Source organism: Micromonospora sp. CPCC 205739 (assembly GCF_036906795.1).
Taxonomy (GTDB): Bacteria; Actinomycetota; Actinomycetes; order Mycobacteriales; family Micromonosporaceae; genus Micromonospora.
This window is the reverse complement of the sequence record NZ_JBAKHS010000001.1, coordinates 580,399-596,972: the sequence shown is the minus strand read 5'-3', so window position 1 is coordinate 596,972 and position 16,574 is coordinate 580,399. Positions and strand designations below refer to the sequence as shown.

Here is a 16,574-nt window from a genome sequence, read left to right as displayed (position 1 = left end):
CTGGGCGGGAAAGTTCCCGGCGCGGGCGGATTGCGACCGTTGCCACGGTCGGCTCCGGACGCCGGTCGACGCCGGGAACGGCCGGTAACGTGGGCGCATGGCCGAGGGAACCGTCACGCAGACCTACGCCGTCACCGGGATGACCTGCGAGCACTGCGTGCGCGCGGTCACCGAGGAGCTGTCCGCGCTGCCCGGCGTCGACGAGGTGCGCGTCGACCTGGCCGCCGGCACCGCGACGTTGACCAGCACCGCGCCGCTGCCGGAGGAGTCGGTCCGGGCCGCCGTGCACGAGGCGGGTTACGAACTGGCCGTCGGCGGTGCCTGAGCACCCGCCCACCGCGCCGGGCCCTCCCGAGCCCGTCGACGGCGAGCGCTCCGGGGTGGCCGCCGCCTCGTCGGCAGACGACGCGCGCCCACCCGTGGCCGGGGCCTATCCGGCCGGCGGCGAGCCTGCCGACGTGCTCGCCGCACTCCCGGTGGGCGTGGTCGGCCGGCACCCGGCGGGGTCGGACCGGAGCACGCTGCGGCTGGCGCTGACCGTCGGCGGGCTGGTGCTGGCGGTGCTGCTCGGCTTCGGTCTCGGCCGGACCAACCCCGGCCCGACCACGCCCTCGGCGACGAGCGCTGCCGCGGCCATCGACGACCATCCGCACGCCCCGGGCACCGGCCCGCACGACCACGGCACCGACCAGGCCGCCGACAGCGGCGCCGGCGGGTTCTCGGTCAGCTCCGCCGGCTACACGCTCACCCCGTCGACCGTGGAGTTCGGTGTCGGCCGGGCCGGCGAGTTCCGTTTCCAGGTACGCGACGAGCGGCGGCGACCGGTCACCCGGTTCGCCGTCGTGCACGACAAGCCGATGCACCTGGTCGTGGTGCGCCGGGACCTCACCGGCTACCAGCACCTGCACCCGACGATGGCGGCCGACGGCACCTGGTCCGTGCCGCTGACCCTGGCGCAGCCGGGCGTCTGGCGGGCGTACGCCGACTTCACCGCGGTCGCCGACGACGGCCGGCAGACCGCGACCACCCTCGGGGTGGACCTGGTCGCCCCCGGCGGCTACGCCCCCCGGCCGCTGCCCGCCCCGGCCACCACCACGACCGTCGACGGCTTCACCGTCGGCTACGAGGGCACCCCGGAGGTCGGCAGGGCGCTCCCGCTGCGGTTCCGGGTCAGCACCGGCGACGCCCCCGCCGCGCTGGAGCGCTACCTCGGCGCGTACGGCCACCTGGTCGCCCTGCGCGAGGGTGACCTGGGCTATCTGCACGTGCACCCGCTCGCGGCACCGGCGGGCGACACGGTCACCTTCCAGGTGACCGCGCCCGCGCCGGGCCGCTACCGGATGTACCTGGACTTCCAGGTGGCGGGCGTGGTGCGGACCGCGGAGTTCACCGTCACCGTGCCCTGACGGCGGCGGGTCGGTCGCTCAGCCGGCCCGGCGGACCGGCCGACGGGCCAGGTAGCGGAGCAGGTCGCGGATGTGGTGCTTCTCCTCGGCCGGGACGGTCGGGTCGGCCAGCCGCTCCAGGATGACCCGCACGTCCGCCTCGACCGGGCCGTCGTCGATGCGGCGGCGCGGCGCGGGACCGGCGTCCGGCAGCCCGAGCGCCCGGAACGCCGCCGCGACCGGCAGGTCGAGCGCGGCGCAGAACCCGCGCACCTTGGCCAGCTCGGGATAGTCCTGCCAGTCACCGGCGAGCCAGCGGAACACCGTGGAGCGCCCGACGCCGGTGTGCGCCGCCAGGTCGCTCACCGTCCAACCCCGCTCGTCGCGGGCGTCGTCGATGGCCCGTCGCACGAACCGTGCGAACGCCATCTGCGGTGATACCTCTGCGGAGCCCATTCCTGCGGGGTCGTTCCTTCCCGGCCGGAGCCCAGATTCGATGCGCCGCTCCCAGGGTAGTACGACACGGCGTCGGAGCAATTGACCGATCGACCCGTCGGTCCCGTTCGCGGGACCGCCCGGTTCGTCGGCGTCGGGGGCGGGGCGTCAAGGCGCGCCGAGTCCAGCGTCGATTGACAGAAATCAACAAAGCTCGACGCGCCGACGTCGCCAGCGACGCGGCGCTGACGAGCCCGGGACACCGATGAGGAGCAGCATGGCCGACCCCGTCCGTCAGGTGCCGCACCGCCCGGGTGCGGTCAGTGTCTTCTTCGTGGCCAAGGCCGGCGTGTTCGCCCTCGGCTTCTGGATCTGGCTGCTCGTGCTGGTGCTCAACGGCGACGAGGCGACCGGCGCGCACGTCCTCGCCGCGACCGGCGCGATCACCACCACCCTGGTCAGCGTCGTGCTCGGTGCCCGGCTGGCGTTGCAGCGCAGCGCCGCCGTCCGGCACGCCGAACTGAAGCGGCTGCTGGTCGACATCTCCTGGAACGCCTTCGCCGCCGCCGGCAACGCCGAGACGTCGGGCACGGTGGTCCCGTTCCCGTCGGTGTCGAGCGACGACGAGCGCCCGTCGCGGGAGCGGGTCTCCGTGGTCGACCGGGCCCAGGCGGGCGAGCGGTCGGGGCGGGACCGGGGCGGCGACCGGCACCGCTGACCCGTGGCGGTCTCAGCCCGTCCGGCCGGCCTCGGTCAGCAGGGTCTCCAGGCGCGGCGTGATCTTCCACTGGTCGACCAGCGCGCGGTACTCCGCCCGCTGGTCCCCGGTGGGCGCGGTGCCGGTGCGGCGGGCCCGGATCAGCAGGTTCCGTGGGGTGTGCTGGGAGTCGACGAACTCCACCACCTCGGCCCGGTAGCCGTGCAGCCGGAGCAGACCGGCCCGCAGCGAGTCGGTGAGCACGTCGGCGAAGCGCTCCCGCAGGATGCCCTGCCGGGTCAGCAGCTCGTACGGCGTGGGTGCCGGGTGGGCGCGCAGTTGCGTGGCGAGGTCGTGGTGGCAGCACGGGGCGGCGAGCACCCAACGGGCGTTCCACCGCACGGCGCGGGCCAGCGCCTCGTCGGTGGCCGTGTCGCAGGCGTGCAGCGCCAGCACCAGGTCGGGAGCGGGTTCGACCACCGCGTCGGCGATGGTGCCGGCCACGAAGGAGACCCGGTCCCCCCAGCCGAGCCGCTCGGCCAGCTCGGTGTTGCGTCGGCGCTGGTCCTCGCGGACGTCCACGCCGATCAGCTCGACGTCGAGGCCCCGCTGGGTCAGGTAGCGGTGGGCGGCGAAGGTCAGGTACGCGTTGCCGCAGCCCAGGTCCACCACCCGCAGCGGGCCGGTCAACTCGTCGGGGAGGGTGGCGGCGAGCGCGCGCAGGAACGCGTCGACCTGGCGGCGCTTGGCGGCCGACCCGCCGATCTCGGCGAAGATCGGGTCGCCCGGGTCGAGCAGGTACTCCTTGGCCCGGTCGTGCCCGCCCGGCTCGGCGGCCGGCCGGCTCGCCGCGGCCCGGTGCACCTGGGCCTCGCCGGACTTGGTCACCCGGAGCTGGAGCGTGGCGTCGGCCGTCTCCACGTGCCAGTTGCCGAACGGCTCGGCCAGCAGCGCGTCGACCGCCGCATCGGCCTCCGCGCCCGGAGCCACGTTGCGGGTGTACGGCCGGGCGCCGTCGGAGGTGGAGATCTGCAACCTGGGGCCGGCCTTGAGCGCGACCGGGCGCAGTTCGGCGCGGACCACCGAGGGGCGCTGCCCGCGGCGGCGGCCGGCGGCGACCGCGCGGGTCAGTGCGGGGTCGAGCAGCAGCGCCCGGACCTCGGTCAGGGCGGCGTCCAACGGTTCCGGCATCCCACCATCTTCCTTCCTGGTCCGGGCGGCCCGTCGGCAGGCCACCGCGGGGTGCCCTGCGTCGCTCGTCCGCCGCGCCGGCCCACCACTTCCCGGGGGATCGGCCAGGCAGCGGGCGTGCGGCCGCACCGGAAAAGGCGACGTCCCCCGCACCGGTGGTCGGTGTGGGGGACGTCGGGTGTCGCAGAGGTCAGTCGGCGATCGCCTCGGCCGGCGTACCGGCACCGGAGCCACCACGGCGGCGCCGGCGGCGGCGCGGCTTCGACGCCTCGCCCTCGGCGGCGGCCACGGCCGGCTCCGGGGAGCCGCCCTCGGTGGCGACTGCCGCGGTCGACTCGCCCACGACCGTCTCGCCGGCCCGGCGGCGACGCCGCCGGCGCGGCGTGCGCGTGCCGTCCTCGGCAGCGGCGGCGGCGACCGGCGTCTCGGCGTCCGGCGTACCCGCGTCGGAGTGACCGCCGCGTCGGCGCTCGCCCCGGCCACGGCCCTCACCACGGCCCTCGCTGCGGGAGTCGCCGCGCCGGGAGCCCCGGCCGCTCTCGCCGCGCCGCGGCCGGCCGCCCAGGTCCTCCTCGACCTCGGCGGAGAGCCCGGCGCGGGTCCGCTCGGCGGTCGGCAGGGTGCCGGAGATCTCGGCGGAGATGCCGAGGTCGGTGTAGAGGTGCGCCGAGGTGTGGTACGTCTCCGGCGGTTCCGGCATGTCCAGGCCGAGCGTCTTGTCGATGATCCGCCAACGGGGCATGTCGTCCCAGTCGACGAAGGTCACCGCGACGCCCGTGGCCCCGGCCCGGCCGGTACGACCGATCCGGTGGGTGTAGGTGTCCTGGTCCTCGGGGCAGTCGTAGTTGATGACGTGGGTGACGCCACTGACGTCGATGCCCCGGGCCGCCACGTCGGTGGCGACCAGAGTGTCGATCTTCCCGGCCCGGAACGCCCGCAGCGCCCGCTCCCGGGCACCCTGACCCAGGTCGCCGTGGACGGCGGCGACCGCGAAGCCGCGGAAGTCGAGGTCCTCGGCCACCCGGTCGGCGGCCCGCTTGGTACGGGTGAAGATCATGGTCAGTCCGCGCCCCTCGGCCTGGAGGATCCGGGCCACGATCTCGATCTTGTTCATCGAGTGGGTGCGGTAGGCCAGCTGCTGGGTCTGCGGCGACGGGCCGGTCTCGGCGGTGTGCCCGGCGTGGATCGTCATCGGACGGCGCAGGAAGCGCCGGGAGAGCGTGACGATCGGGTCCGGCATGGTCGCCGAGAAGAGCATCGTCTGCCGGTCCTCCGGCAGCATCGCCAGGATCTTCTCGACGTCGTCCAGGAAGCCCAGGTCGAGCATCCGGTCGGCCTCGTCGAGGACCAGCGCGCGCACCCGGTCGAGCCGCAGGTGCTTCTGCTTCTGCAGGTCCATCAGTCGGCCGGGCGTGCCGACCAGGATCTCCACGCCCTTGCGCAGCGCGTCGATCTGCGGCTCGTACGCCACACCGCCGTAGATCGGCAGCACCCGCACGCCCCGGGTCCGGCCCGCGGCGGCGAGGTCCTTGGCGACCTGGATGCCCAGTTCGCGGGTGGGGACGACGACCAGGGCCTGCGGCACGCCGTCGCTGCCCTCGCCGGGCGCGAAGACCCGCTCCAGCAGCGGTACGCCGAAGCCGAGGGTCTTGCCGGTGCCGGTCGGCGCCTGGCCGATCATGTCGGTGCCGCGCAGCGCGATCGGGATCGCGTACTCCTGGATCGCGAAGGCGCGGGTGATGCCCGCCGCGGCCAGGGCCTCGACGGTCTCGGGCCGCGCACCCAGCGCGGCGAAGGTAGGGGCCTCCGGACGGACCGGGGCGGTGGGGGCCAGTTCGTGGCCGCCCAGCTCTTCGAGAATCTGTTCGCTCATCTGGATCTGGGGGTGCCCTCTCGTGGTGCGCCCCGTCTTGTCCTCAGGGCGCGTTCGGTATGGCGCGGGCCACGCGGTCGGCGGCGGAATCGCCGAGCCGGACCGGGCCGCACGCGCGCCGCAGGCAGGACTTCGATCAGATCGGCGCCCGCGGCAACTGCTCCATACTACCCGAGCGGCCTCGCAGGAGTCCCGGAGCGCGGTGGACGGGTCTCCGCCGGGGGTGGCAATTGTGACCTGAGTCACTGTCACGGGGTCTCGATGTGCCGGTCTGGGCGGTACCCTGCGCTCGTGTCCGCCCCGACAACTGCCGAGGCCGTGGTCGACCTGCTCGGTCTGGTCGCCTACGGCGAGCTGCTCGCCTTCGACCGGCTGGCCGCCGACGCCCGGCTCGCCCCCGACCTGCGCCGCCGGGCCGCGCTGAGCGAGATGGCCGCCGCCGAGATCGGCAACTACCGCCGCCTCGCGGACTGGCTCACCGCCCTCGGGGCGACGCCCGACGACGTGATGGCCCCGTACGTGGGGCCCTTGCAGGCGTACCACGACTCCACCGAACCGAAGGACTGGCTGGAGGCGGTGACGAAGGCGTACGTCGGGGACGCCATCACCGACGACTTCCTCGGCGAGATCGCCGACCGGCTGGACGAGCCGTACCGGCGGCTGGTGCGCGACGTGCTGCACGACTCCCGGTACGCCGAGTTCGCCGCCGCCGAGATTCGGGCCGCGATCGAGGCCGACCCGCGGGTGGCCAACCGGCTCTCCATGTGGGCGCGCCGGCTCGTCGGCGAGGCGCTGTCCCAGGCGGGTCGGGTCGCGGCAGCGGACCGGGGCGCGCTGACCGCGCTGATCGTGCGGGACGGGACGGACGTGCAGGCGACGTTCCGCCGGCTCACCGCCAAGCACACCACCCGGATGGCCGCCGTCGGGTTGAACAACTGACGCCGCCCGGCCGGGCCCGGCCCACGGCGGGCGCACCCGCCGTGGAGGCCGGACCGGATCAGCGGACGGTGAACCCGACCGCCCGCGGGGACGCCTCGGCGATCTCGACGTAGGCGACCTTGCTGACCGGCACGATGACCCGCCGGCCCTTCTCGTCGGTCAGGGACAGCGTCCCCTCGTCCTTGCCGAAGGCGTCGGTCACGATCTGCTCGATCTCGGCCGGCGACTGCGCGCTCTCCAGAACCAGCTCGCGCGGCGCGTACTGCACGCCGATCTTGACCTCCACTGTGCCTCCTCAGGTGGGCGAAAGAGCCGCCGTTGGGAAGGCTATCCGATCTCGGGGCCGGATGTTCAGGCTGACTCACCTTGCAGCGGGAAGCTCGCGATCCCGCGCCAGGACAGCGCCGCGACCAGCGCCTCCGCCTCCGCCTTGGGCACCTGCCGACCGCCGGCCAACCAGAACTGGGCGGCGGTCTCGGCCGCACCCACCAGGCCGGAGGCGAGCAGCTCGGCGTGCGCCCGGCTGACGCCGGTGTCCGAGATGATGGTGTCGGTTATCGCCGCGATGCAGCCCTGCTCGACCCGCTCCACCCGCTGCCGGACCGCCGGGTCGTTGCGCAGGTCCGACTCGAAGACGAGGCGGAACGCCTCGCTCTCGTGGTCGACGAAGTCGAAGTACGCGCGCACCGAGGCGCCGACCCGCTCCTTGTTGTCGTTGGTCCCGCGCATCGCGTCGTGCACCTTGGCGACTATGGCGTCGCAGTGCGTGTCGAGCAGCGCCAGGTAGAGCTCCATCTTGCCGGGAAAGTGCTGGTAGAGCACCGGCTTGGAGACTCCCGCCCGCTCGGCGATGTCGTCCATCGCAGCGGCGTGGTAACCCTGCGCGACGAACACCTCCTGCGCCGCCGCGAGCAGCTGCTTACGGCGCGCCGAACGGGGCAGCCGGGTGGGCCGGCCTGCGGTCTGCGCACCGTTCCCCACAGCGGTCATGGGAACCTCCGAGTTTCTTCGTACGAGCCGGCACTTTTACCCCGTACCGGTCGGGGGCATGTACCCCGGTCCCGGAATTGGCCCGCCGCTGTAACTTATCGCCACTGTCACCACACGGTAGCCTCAGCGGGGGCGACCAAGGAGCGCGCGGTGAGTGAAACAGGGCAACCCGGTGCCGCCACCCCGGGAGAGCACGGCGACGGGACGGGTCAGCACGACGACCCGGCCCGTTCCGCCAGCGGGTGGGCACCCCCGGCGACCGGGTGGTCCGAGGGGGCCGACGCCCCCGCCTACCGGGACACCGTCGCCCCCTGGCACCGGTCCGAGCCGGCCACCGGTTGGGACGCCTCCTCCCCGCGCCACGGCGACCTGCCGGCGCCGCTGGCCGACCCCGAGCCCGACCTCGTGCCGCGCAACGGCCGGCCCCACCTCAACGGCGTCAGCCACCCCGGCGAGGAGCCGCGCGGCCGGCCGTCCCCGGTGAGCGCCCCGCCCGCCGACGCGCCCCGCTTCGGCCCCGGCATCCGGGACGCCGACGGCGACCGGCTGGTCGTGCCGGCGCAGCGGCCGGTGCCGTCGACCGAGCAGCAGTCCGGCTCGGCCGACCCGGACGCCGCCCGGCACTCCTCGGCCGAACCGCCCCGGGTGGGCCGCTGGGCGGAGGGCGGTTTCCCCACGTCCGCGCCGCCGGCCGTGCAGGTCCCGCCGGTCGGGACCGCCGCCTCCGGCTTCGAGGTCCCGCCGGGCTTCCACGCCCCCGAGCCGGACCGGGCCGAGGCCGATCCGTTCCCGCCGGACTCGCCCCGCGCCTGGGCGGACCGTCGCCACTCCGACTCCCCGGCCGAGTCGGCCGGCCCCGGCGACGACACGTCGGGGGCGGGCTGGCAGCCGGCCGGGCCGACGGCCCACGAGGCGGGCACCGACCGCGGCGAGCCGGAGCGGCGGGCCGAGGTGGGCCCGCCCGCCGCCGAGCAGCCCTACGACGGCCCCGGTCGCCGTTCCGCCGAGGAACCGGACTGGTCCGGCCCGAGCTGGAACCGGCCGAGCTGGGGCGGCGGCTGGGCGCCGCGGTGGGCCCGTGAGGACGAGCCGCCGACGAGCCGCCGGGCCCGCTCCGACCGGGCGCCGGAGTGGTCCGCCGAACCGGCCCGGCCGTACGAGCCGGTGCGCGCCGAGCCGGCCCGCCCGTACGAGCCGGTACGGGCCGAGCCGGCCCGCCCGTACGAGCCGGTGCGGTCTGAGGAGCCCCGGCCGTACGAGCTGACCCGGGCCGAGCGGGAGGCCCGGGCCGAGCCGTCGACCGACCGGCCGGCTGCCCCGGAACGGTTTGCCGAGGACGGGCCCACCGGGTGGGCCGGCGGTCGGTCCGCCACCGCGCCGCCCTCGGTCACCCCCCGCAGCGCCCCGCCGGCGAGCGCCCCGCCGGCCGGTGCCTCCGCCGGCGCGCCACCGGCGACCGCCCCCTCCAGCGCCCCGCCCGCGGCCCCGGCCAGTGCCCCGCCGGCCGACCCGCCCTACGGCACCTCGTCGGCGGGCACGGCCCACGGCACGTCGTCGTCCAGCGGCTCCTACGGTCCGCCACCGAGCGCGGGCTCCTACGGCTCGCCGCCCAGCAGCGGGTCGTACGGCTCGTCTCCGAGCGCGGGCTCCTACGGTTCGTCACCGAGCGCCGGGTCCTACGGCTCGTCGCCGAGCACCGAGCCGTACGGTGCGTCGCCGAGCACGGGGGCCTACCGGCCGTCGGAGGTCGACGCCTCCTACCGCACCTCACCGACCACCGGGTCCTACGGCGGGCCGCCTGTCACGGCGCCGCGCAGTGCGCCGCCGGCCGAGGCACCGGCCGCCGCGCCCCGGAGCGCACCCCCGGCGGCCGACCGGGGCGCGGGCGCCGCCTACGGCGCGCCGCCGGTCCGGACGGCGGAACCGGCCGCCGACGGCACCGCCACCGCCGACCGGGCCGACCGGCCGTTCCGGCTCCGGTCCGTGCCGGCGGAGTCCGCCGCGGCCCCGGCGGAGCGTCCCGGCCATGAACCGACCACCACTGGTCCCGGCGCCGCGTCGGACCCCGCCACGAGCGGGCCGCGCCGCCTCGATCGCCCTCCCCCCGCGCCCGCCCCGACGAGCGCACCCCCCTACGCGGCCCGCCGCTCCGCCCCCGATCCGGCACCTCCGGCCGAGCCGGCCGTGGAGGACGGGACGCCGGGCCCCGGCGCGGCGGTGCTGCCGCAGCGCGTCCCCGCCGAGCCGGACGTGCCCGTCGTGCCGGAGCCGCCAGCCGTGGAGCCACCCGCCGAGACCCCGGAACTCGCCCGCATCGCCACCCATCTGCGTCGCGACGACGAGCCCGCCCCGTTGCGGGAACGGCCGGAGGGCTTCGACGTCAACGCCATCCTCGATGCCGTGCGGGAGGTGCCCGGCGTCCGGGACGCCGCGTTGCGCCGCACCCCGGCCGGCGCGCACAGCCTCCGGCTCGACCTCGCCGACGGCGCCGATCCGGCCGAGGTGAGCCGGGTGGTGGCCCGACTGCTCCAGGAGCGGATGGGGTTGGCCGCGGCCCCGCAGAACCTGCCCGGCACGGCCCCTGCGCCGGCGCCGCTGCGCCGCCGATCCGCCGAGACCCGCGCGCCCGAGTCGCGGGGCGCCGACCCGCGTCCCGGCGAGACGGGGGCTGGGCCGCGCGATGCGGAGTCCGGCCCCACCGAGCTGCGCCGCCAGGACCCGGGGGCCGGTCCGGCGAGGCGGTCCCGCGCGGCCGACCCGTCGAGTGGTCCGGCCGATCCATCCGGTCGGGAGGGTCGCGCGCCGGCCGCCGCCGGCCGGCTGGTCTCCGACCCGGCGCCCGGTGCCCGCCCGGCGGCCGCGGCCTCCACCCCCGCGCCCGGCCGGGTCGAGGACACCCCGAGCACCGTCGCCGGGGTGCCGCGCCGGCGACGCCAGGTCTCCGCGCACCGGGGCCGGGCCAGTGTGGACGAGGCGAGCCTGACCTCCGCGCCGCCGGCCACCGGCAGCCCGGCCACGCTCGGCACGTCGTACTCCGGTGGGCAGATGACCACGACGGAGACGGCGCCCTCCCGACCGCTGGACACCGGCGGCGCGCCGGGGCCCCGGGTGGTGATCGACCACGTCCAGGTGAGCACCTTCGGCCTCGACGCCACCGTCGAGGTACGCCTGCTCGCCGGCGGCGAGACCGCGGCCGGGCACTCCACCGGGCCGGCCGTGGACGGGTACGTCCTGCGGCTCTGCGCGGTGGCCGCCGCGGCGGCGGTGGACCAGCTGCTGCGGGGCGGCGAGGGCACGGCCGAGCGCGGGCGGTGCTTCGTCGAGCACGCGGCGGTGGTGCCGTTCGGCAACTGCGAGGTGGCCACTGTGGTCGTGCTGCTGGTCTGCGACGGCTGGGTCGAGCAGCTCGCCGGCTCCGCGCTGGTCGCCGGTGACCCCCGGCAGGCGGTGGTCCGCGCGACGCTGGCCGCCGTCAACCGTCGCCTGGAGGCGTTGCTGGCCTGATCGGGCACGGTGTACGCCGGTGGGTCGAAATGGGCACACTGGGAGGCATGAAGCGTGCCGCCCTCTGGCCCGACCACCTGCTGCCCGCGCCGCACGTCCCGCCGCCCTGGCCCGGCCGGGAGGTACGTCTCGACGGGACGGTCACCTACGTCCGGGACACCCCGGCCACCGGCCCGGACGCCGAGCCGGCGCTGTACGTGCACGGGCTGGGCGGCTCGTCGCAGAACTGGACGGACCTGGCCGGCCTGCTCGCCCACCGGCTCGACGGGCAGGCCATCGACCTGCCCGGGTTCGGGCGCAGCGAGCCGGGGCGGCGCTACACGATCCCGGCCTTCGCGCAGCGGGTCATCCGCTGGATCGAGCACTCCGACCGGGGGCCGGTGCACCTGTTCGGCAACTCCCTCGGCGGGGCGATCGCGGTGCACGTGGCGGGGCTGCGGCCGGAGCTGGTGCGTACCCTCACCCTGGTCTCGCCGGCGTTGCCGTTCCTGGACTTCCGCCGCTCCCTGCAGGGGCGGATGCTGCCGCTGCTGGCCATCCCCCGGGCGGAGCGGCTGGCGGCCTGGCGGCTGGCCCAGCTCGCGCCGGAGGTGATGGCGCAGCAGGTGCTGGAGGCGTGCTTCGCCGACCTGAGCCGGATCAACGAGCAGCGCAGGCAGGAGGCGCTGGAGGAGATCCGGGTGCGCTACGAGGCCGCGCACTACGCCGCCGCGTACGTCCGGACGTTCCGTGGCCTGGTCTCCAGCTTCCTGCGCTCGTACCTGCCGGGGCCGGGGTCGATGTGGCGGATCGCCGCGGCGGTCCAGGCGCCGACGCTGGTGGTGGGCGGCCTGCAGGACAAGCTGGTGGACGTGCGGGTGGCGCCGCAGGCGGCCCGGGTGATCCCGGACAGCCGGCTGATGATGCTCGAAGGGGTCGGCCACGTCGCGCAGGTGGAGGTGCCGCGCACGGTGGCGCGCGCCGTGTTGCACCTGCTCGCCGAGACGGAGGTCGCCTCGAAGGGGTCCGACATGGCAGGCTGACCCCTGATGTCCGAGTTCCTCCCCCACGGTCACCGGCGCCCGCGTGCGACCCCGCGTGGCCGCCGCGCGCCCCTCACCGGCCGTCGGCTGACGGTGTTGTTCCTGGCGATGCTCGCGGTGGTGGTCGGCGCGGGCGGCGCGCTCTCCGCCGGCCGTCCCGGCGCCGACGCCGACACGCTCGCCGCCGTGACGCCGGCCCTCGGGCCGACCGTCGCGCCGGCCACCCCGTCGCCGTCGCCGCCGGTCGCCCCCAGCCCGTCCGCGACCAGCCCGGCCCCGGTGCTCCAGCTCGCGGGCCCGGTGCCGGCCGCCGGGCGGGGCACCTTCGGGTACGACGACCGGCCCGGCCCGGTGCTGGGGCGGGCCGGCACGGTGCAGCGGTACCGGGTGGCGGTGGAGCACGGTGCCGGCGAGGACGTGCACGCCTTCTCGGACGAGGCGCAGGCGGCGCTGGCCGGCCCGGGCAGCTGGGTGGACAGCGGTCGGCTGCGGTTGCGCCGGGTGCCGGCGGGTGAGGCGTACGACTTCACGGTGTACCTGGCGACGGGCGCCACGGCGTGGCGGATGTGCCGGGCCGGGGGAGTGGACATCCGGGTGGGCGGCCGGCCGTACACGTCCTGCCGGGCGCCCGGACAAGTGATCATCAACCTGGACCGGTGGCGGACCTCGGTGCCGCACTTCGTGCGGGCCGGTGTGCCGCTGTCGCTCTACCGCGCCTACGTGGTCAACCACGAGGTGGGACACCAGTTGGGGCACCGCCACGAGCGGTGCCCGGGGCGGGGCCGGCCGGCGCCGGTGATGCAGCAGCAGTCGCTCTTCCTCGACGGCTGCACCGCGAACCCGTGGCCCTACCTAGACGGTCGGCGGTACGTCGGCCGTCCCGTCTGAGCCCCGCCGCGCGATCTGAAACTTACTCACGTAGTCGTCGATAAAGCGCTGATATGCCCGATTAGTTTGCCATGCTGGTCGGGTGAGCCCATCCCCGCGCGCCGAGGGCGACGGACCGGAGCCGAGCGCCCCGGCCCGGCCACCCGTCGGCGACGTCCGAGCCGGACTGGTCCGGATGCGCCGCCGCCGGCGGCTCGCCGCGCTGCTCGGGCTGGTGGCGCTCGGCGCGACCGTCGCCGCCGTCGCCCTGGTCCGGGCCGACGACCAGCCGCCCGCGCCCGCGTCCACCGGGGTGTCGCGGGCGCACGGGCACGGGGCGGGCGACCATGCCGCACCCACCGCGTACCCGACCAGTGGCGCGGGCCGCTTCGTCGCCGCCGACGGGCGCTCGCCGGTGCGCGGGTACGACGGGCCGCTGCACCGCTACCGGGTGGCGGTCGAGGAGGGCGCCGGGCAGGACGTCGACGACTTCGCCGCCACCGTGGACGAGGTGCTCGCCGACCCGCGCAGCTGGATCGCCTCCGGCGAGCTGCGGGTACAGCGGGTGTCCGAGGCCGACGCCGCGGACTTCACCGTCTACCTGGCCACCCCGGCGACCTCCGAGGCGATGTGCGCCGAGGGCGGGTTGAGCACCGAGGGCTACACCTCCTGCCGTCTGCCCGGGCAGGTGATCATCAATCTGGCCCGCTGGATGGACGCCGTCCCCGACTACGGCGCCCCGCTGGTGGTCTACCGGACGTACGTGGTCAACCACGAGGTCGGGCACGAGTTCGGCGAGGAGCACCAGGCCTGCCCCGGCCCCGGTGCGCCGGCCCCGGTGATGCAGCAGCAGACGTACGGCCTGGACGGCTGCGTCGCCAACGCCTGGCCGTATGTCGACGGAGTGCGCCACTCCGGCGAACTCGTCCCCGGTGTCTGAGTTATTCCCGCTCCCGCATGTCGGGCGACGTGTCCCTCCTCATGGCCGAGCACGGCTGCCCCGAGCGACAATGACGCGGTCTGCCACCAGCCGATCCCGGGGAGTCCACCGTGTCGCTGCCCCCGCTCGTCGAGCCCGCCGCCGAGCTGACCGTTGACGAGATCCGCCGCTACTCGCGCCACCTGATCATCCCGGACGTCGGGGTCGAGGGGCAGAAGCGGCTGAAGAACGCCCGGGTGCTCTGCGTCGGCGCCGGCGGTCTCGGCTCGCCGGCCCTGATGTACCTCGCCGCCGCCGGCGTCGGGACGCTCGGCATCATCGACTTCGACACCGTCGACGAGTCCAACCTCCAGCGCCAGATCATCCACGGCGTCTCCGATGTCGGCCGGTCCAAGGCCGAGTCCGCCGCGGCGAGCATCCGCGAGATCAACCCGCTGGTCAACGTCGAGATCCACAACACCGCGCTGGACCGGGAGAACGTCCGCGACATCTTCTCCCGGTACGACCTGATCGTCGACGGCACCGACAACTTCGCCACCCGGTACATGGTCAACGACGCGGCGGTGCTGCTCGGCAAGCCGTACGTCTGGGGTTCGATCTACCGCTTCGACGGCCAGGCCTCGGTGTTCTGGGCCGAGCACGGCCCCTGCTACCGCTGCCTCTACCCGGAGCCCCCGCCGCCCGGCATGGTGCCCTCCTGCGCCGAGGGCGGCGTGCTCGGCGTGCTCTGCGCGTCGATCGGCTCGATCCAGGTCAACGAGGCGATCAAGCTGCTCGCCGGCATCGGCGAGCCGCTGGTCGGCCGGCTGATGGTCTACGACGCCCTGGAGATGTCCTACCGCAAGATCAAGGTCCGCAAGGACCCGAACTGCGTGCTCTGCGGCGAGAACCCGACGGTCACCGACCTGCTGGAGGACTACGAGGACTTCTGCGGCGCGGTCTCCGAGGAGGCGCAGGAGGCGGTGGTAGACGCCACCATCACCGCGCTGGAGCTCAAGGAGTGGCAGGACGCCGGCAAGGACATCTTCCTGATCGACGTCCGCGAGCCCGCCGAGTACGAGATCGTCCGCATCCCCGGCGCCACGCTGATCCCCAAGGGCGAGATCATCTCCGGCGAGGCGCTGGCGAAGCTCCCGCAGGACCGGCAGATCGTGCTGCACTGCAAGTCCGGTGTCCGCTCCGCCGAGGCGCTCGCCGCGCTCAAGGCGGCCGGGTTCCGCGACGCGGTGCACGTCCAGGGCGGCGTGCTCTCCTGGATCAAGCAGATCGATCCCTCGCTGCCCGCGTACTGACCGGTCGGCCGGGGTCGGGCGCGGTCACCACCGCCCCGACCTCGGCCGATTCACCGAGGCGCGATCACCTTTGCGCAGGTAGCGTGACCGCCGTGGTGGACATGGACGCCGCTGTCGGCTTCGTCGTGGCGCACGGGGACGCGGTGGACCGCGCCCGGCTCTCCCGGCTGCGCACCGGCGCGCCGGTGCCGGCCGAGCTGCTCGACGCCGCCGAGGCGGGCCAGACCCCCGACGGCGGCTGGCCGGCCGTCCTGGAAGGTCCCGTCGGTTCCGTCGACGCGACCTGCTTCCGCCTGGCCGAGCTGGACGACCTGGGTGCCCTCGGCCGCCCGGCGGCCCGGCACGCGCTGGACTGGCTCGCCGCCCGGCAACTGCCCGACGGGAGCTGGGACGAGGACCCGTCGCTGGCCGACCTCGCCCCGGAGTGGGCCCGGCCGGGCGATCCGGAGGCCCGGTTCTACCTCACCGCCAACGCCGGGTTCTGGCTGACCGTGGCCGGCCTGGACGCCCGCGCCGCCGGCCCGCTCGACCACCGCGTCGGCGGCGCGTACGCCGGGGTGGTGCAGGCGGCGGCGCACGCCGTCGCCGCGCAGCTCGCCCCGGACGGCAGCTGGCCGTCCTTCCTGCCCGCCGGCTGGCTGAGCGCGGCCGTGCTGCACCGGCAGGAGATGTACTACGAGTCGGCGCGCATCCAGGCGGTGCTGGCCGAGCGGATTCCGCAGCTCTCCCCGGCCGACGTGGCCTGGCTGGCCGCGACGCTGCGCCGGGTGGAGGTGGGCGAGGAGCAGTGGCTGCTGGTCTCGGCCCGCCGCCGGCTCGCCGAGACCCAGCGCAGCGACGGCGGCTGGGACAGCGACGACGGTCACCAGTTCGACGTGCACACCACCCTGCGGGCGATCCGGGCCTGCCGCGCGGCCGTCACTTCAGCTGGCTGATCACCAGCGGCCACCAGCCGTCCGGGGTGAACGCGGCCGGGTCGATGCTCTCCAGCACCATCCGCAGCGTCTCGGCCCGCTCGGCCCGGCCCGCCTTGCCCTCGTCGGCCTCGACGAAGAGCGCGAACTGGTAGAGGAACTCGACGAAGGTGCGGAAGCTGCTGTTCACGCCCTGGATGTCCTGCTGGTCCAGGTCGAACTGGAGGATCTCGCCGTTGCGCGGGTCGAGCACGTAGAGCAGGTCGGGATTGTCGGCGACCGCGCCCACCACGATCAGCCGGACGTCCAGCGCACCGTCCTCGGTGCTCAGCTGGATGGTGTCGTACAGCTCGATGTCGCCCTCGAGGAAGGCGGTGTAGACGACCGCCACGTCGAGCGGGATCTCGTCGCCGGCGGGGAGCAGGTCGGGGCTGAAGCCCCCCTCCAGCCACGCCTCGCGCGGGTACGGGATGAGCTCGTCCTCGCTCCACAGTGCCGTGAACCGGGGATCAGCTGCCATGACGG

The 16,574-nt window shown here is 75.5% G+C and carries 16 protein-coding genes; 10 read left to right on the top strand and 6 right to left on the bottom strand.

Translation table 11 applies throughout. The features are described from left to right. Nucleotides 1–97: 97 nt before the first annotated feature. Together V6U88_RS02865 and V6U88_RS02860 are read left to right on the top strand one after the other, a co-directional pair. Entirely contained in the window at nucleotides 98–325 is a 228-nt protein-coding gene (locus V6U88_RS02865) for a heavy-metal-associated domain-containing protein (RefSeq protein WP_334449581.1), read from the top strand. Next, on the top strand, nucleotides 318–1,406 hold the full coding sequence (locus tag V6U88_RS02860; protein WP_442934554.1) for a hypothetical protein: 1,089 nt from the start codon (nucleotides 318–320) through the stop codon (nucleotides 1,404–1,406). The genes V6U88_RS02865 and V6U88_RS02860 overlap by 8 nt, the downstream gene beginning before the upstream one ends. Nucleotides 1,407–1,424: 18 nt before the next feature. Here the strand turns inward: V6U88_RS02860 and V6U88_RS02855 are convergent, their stop codons facing one another. Next, entirely contained in the window at nucleotides 1,425–1,841 is a 417-nt protein-coding gene (locus V6U88_RS02855; RefSeq protein WP_334449580.1) for a helix-turn-helix domain-containing protein, read from the bottom strand. 256 nt (nucleotides 1,842–2,097) lie between these two features. Here V6U88_RS02855 and V6U88_RS02850 point away from each other — a divergent pair, with 256 nt between their 5' ends. Then, nucleotides 2,098–2,538 carry a hypothetical protein gene (locus V6U88_RS02850; RefSeq protein ID WP_334449579.1) on the top strand — a complete coding sequence of 147 codons (441 nt, stop codon included), beginning with the start codon at nucleotides 2,098–2,100 and terminating at the stop codon, nucleotides 2,536–2,538. Between the two features lie 12 nt (nucleotides 2,539–2,550). Here the strand turns inward: V6U88_RS02850 and V6U88_RS02845 are convergent, their stop codons facing one another. Together V6U88_RS02845 and V6U88_RS02840 are read right to left on the bottom strand one after the other, a co-directional pair. Continuing rightward, nucleotides 2,551–3,708 carry a class I SAM-dependent methyltransferase gene (locus tag V6U88_RS02845; RefSeq protein ID WP_334449578.1) on the bottom strand — a complete coding sequence of 386 codons (1,158 nt, stop codon included), beginning with the start codon at nucleotides 3,706–3,708 and terminating at the stop codon, nucleotides 2,551–2,553. 190 nt (nucleotides 3,709–3,898) lie between these two features. Then, a complete protein-coding gene (locus tag V6U88_RS02840) occupies nucleotides 3,899–5,581 on the bottom strand; it encodes a DEAD/DEAH box helicase (protein WP_334449577.1) in 1,683 nt (560 codons plus the stop codon). A gap of 291 nt (nucleotides 5,582–5,872) precedes the next feature. Here V6U88_RS02840 and V6U88_RS02835 point away from each other — a divergent pair, with 291 nt between their 5' ends. Continuing rightward, the gene (locus V6U88_RS02835) at nucleotides 5,873–6,520 is read left to right on the top strand and encodes a ferritin-like fold-containing protein (protein ID WP_334449576.1); all 648 of its coding nucleotides are present in this window, start codon (nucleotides 5,873–5,875) and stop codon (nucleotides 6,518–6,520) included. A 58-nt stretch (nucleotides 6,521–6,578) separates the two neighbouring features. Here the strand turns inward: V6U88_RS02835 and V6U88_RS02830 are convergent, their stop codons facing one another. Continuing rightward, the gene (locus V6U88_RS02830; protein ID WP_334449574.1) at nucleotides 6,579–6,806 is read right to left on the bottom strand and encodes a DUF3107 domain-containing protein; all 228 of its coding nucleotides are present in this window, start codon (nucleotides 6,804–6,806) and stop codon (nucleotides 6,579–6,581) included. 65 nt (nucleotides 6,807–6,871) lie between these two features. Then, complete coding sequence (locus V6U88_RS02825) at nucleotides 6,872–7,510, bottom strand: TetR/AcrR family transcriptional regulator (protein WP_074472473.1); 639 nt, start codon at nucleotides 7,508–7,510, stop codon at nucleotides 6,872–6,874. A 150-nt stretch (nucleotides 7,511–7,660) separates the two neighbouring features. Here V6U88_RS02825 and V6U88_RS02820 point away from each other — a divergent pair, with 150 nt between their 5' ends. The 6 genes from V6U88_RS02820 (at nucleotide 7,661) to V6U88_RS02795 (ending at nucleotide 16,070) form a co-directional block, all read left to right on the top strand. Beyond that, entirely contained in the window at nucleotides 7,661–11,014 is a 3,354-nt protein-coding gene (locus tag V6U88_RS02820) for a hypothetical protein (protein ID WP_334449571.1), read from the top strand. 47 nt (nucleotides 11,015–11,061) lie between these two features. Beyond that, entirely contained in the window at nucleotides 11,062–12,036 is a 975-nt protein-coding gene (locus V6U88_RS02815; protein WP_334449570.1) for an alpha/beta fold hydrolase, read from the top strand. A gap of 6 nt (nucleotides 12,037–12,042) precedes the next feature. Beyond that, nucleotides 12,043–12,924 carry a DUF3152 domain-containing protein gene (locus tag V6U88_RS02810; protein WP_334449569.1) on the top strand — a complete coding sequence of 294 codons (882 nt, stop codon included), beginning with the start codon at nucleotides 12,043–12,045 and terminating at the stop codon, nucleotides 12,922–12,924. An 82-nt stretch (nucleotides 12,925–13,006) separates the two neighbouring features. Continuing rightward, nucleotides 13,007–13,843, top strand: a complete 837-nt coding sequence (locus V6U88_RS02805) for a DUF3152 domain-containing protein (RefSeq protein ID WP_334449568.1) — start codon at nucleotides 13,007–13,009, stop codon at nucleotides 13,841–13,843. 80 nt (nucleotides 13,844–13,923) lie between these two features. After that, the gene (gene moeZ, locus V6U88_RS02800) at nucleotides 13,924–15,135 is read left to right on the top strand and encodes an adenylyltransferase/sulfurtransferase MoeZ (RefSeq protein WP_334449896.1); all 1,212 of its coding nucleotides are present in this window, start codon (nucleotides 13,924–13,926) and stop codon (nucleotides 15,133–15,135) included. A 101-nt stretch (nucleotides 15,136–15,236) separates the two neighbouring features. Further along, nucleotides 15,237–16,070: a prenyltransferase/squalene oxidase repeat-containing protein gene (locus V6U88_RS02795; RefSeq protein WP_334449894.1), complete on the top strand. Its 834-nt coding sequence runs from the start codon at nucleotides 15,237–15,239 to the stop codon at nucleotides 16,068–16,070. Here the strand turns inward: V6U88_RS02795 and V6U88_RS02790 are convergent. Continuing rightward, nucleotides 16,054–16,569, bottom strand: a complete 516-nt coding sequence (locus V6U88_RS02790) for an SUKH-4 family immunity protein (RefSeq protein WP_334449567.1) — start codon at nucleotides 16,567–16,569, stop codon at nucleotides 16,054–16,056. The genes V6U88_RS02795 and V6U88_RS02790 overlap by 17 nt on opposite strands. Nucleotides 16,570–16,574: the final 5 nt, after the last annotated feature.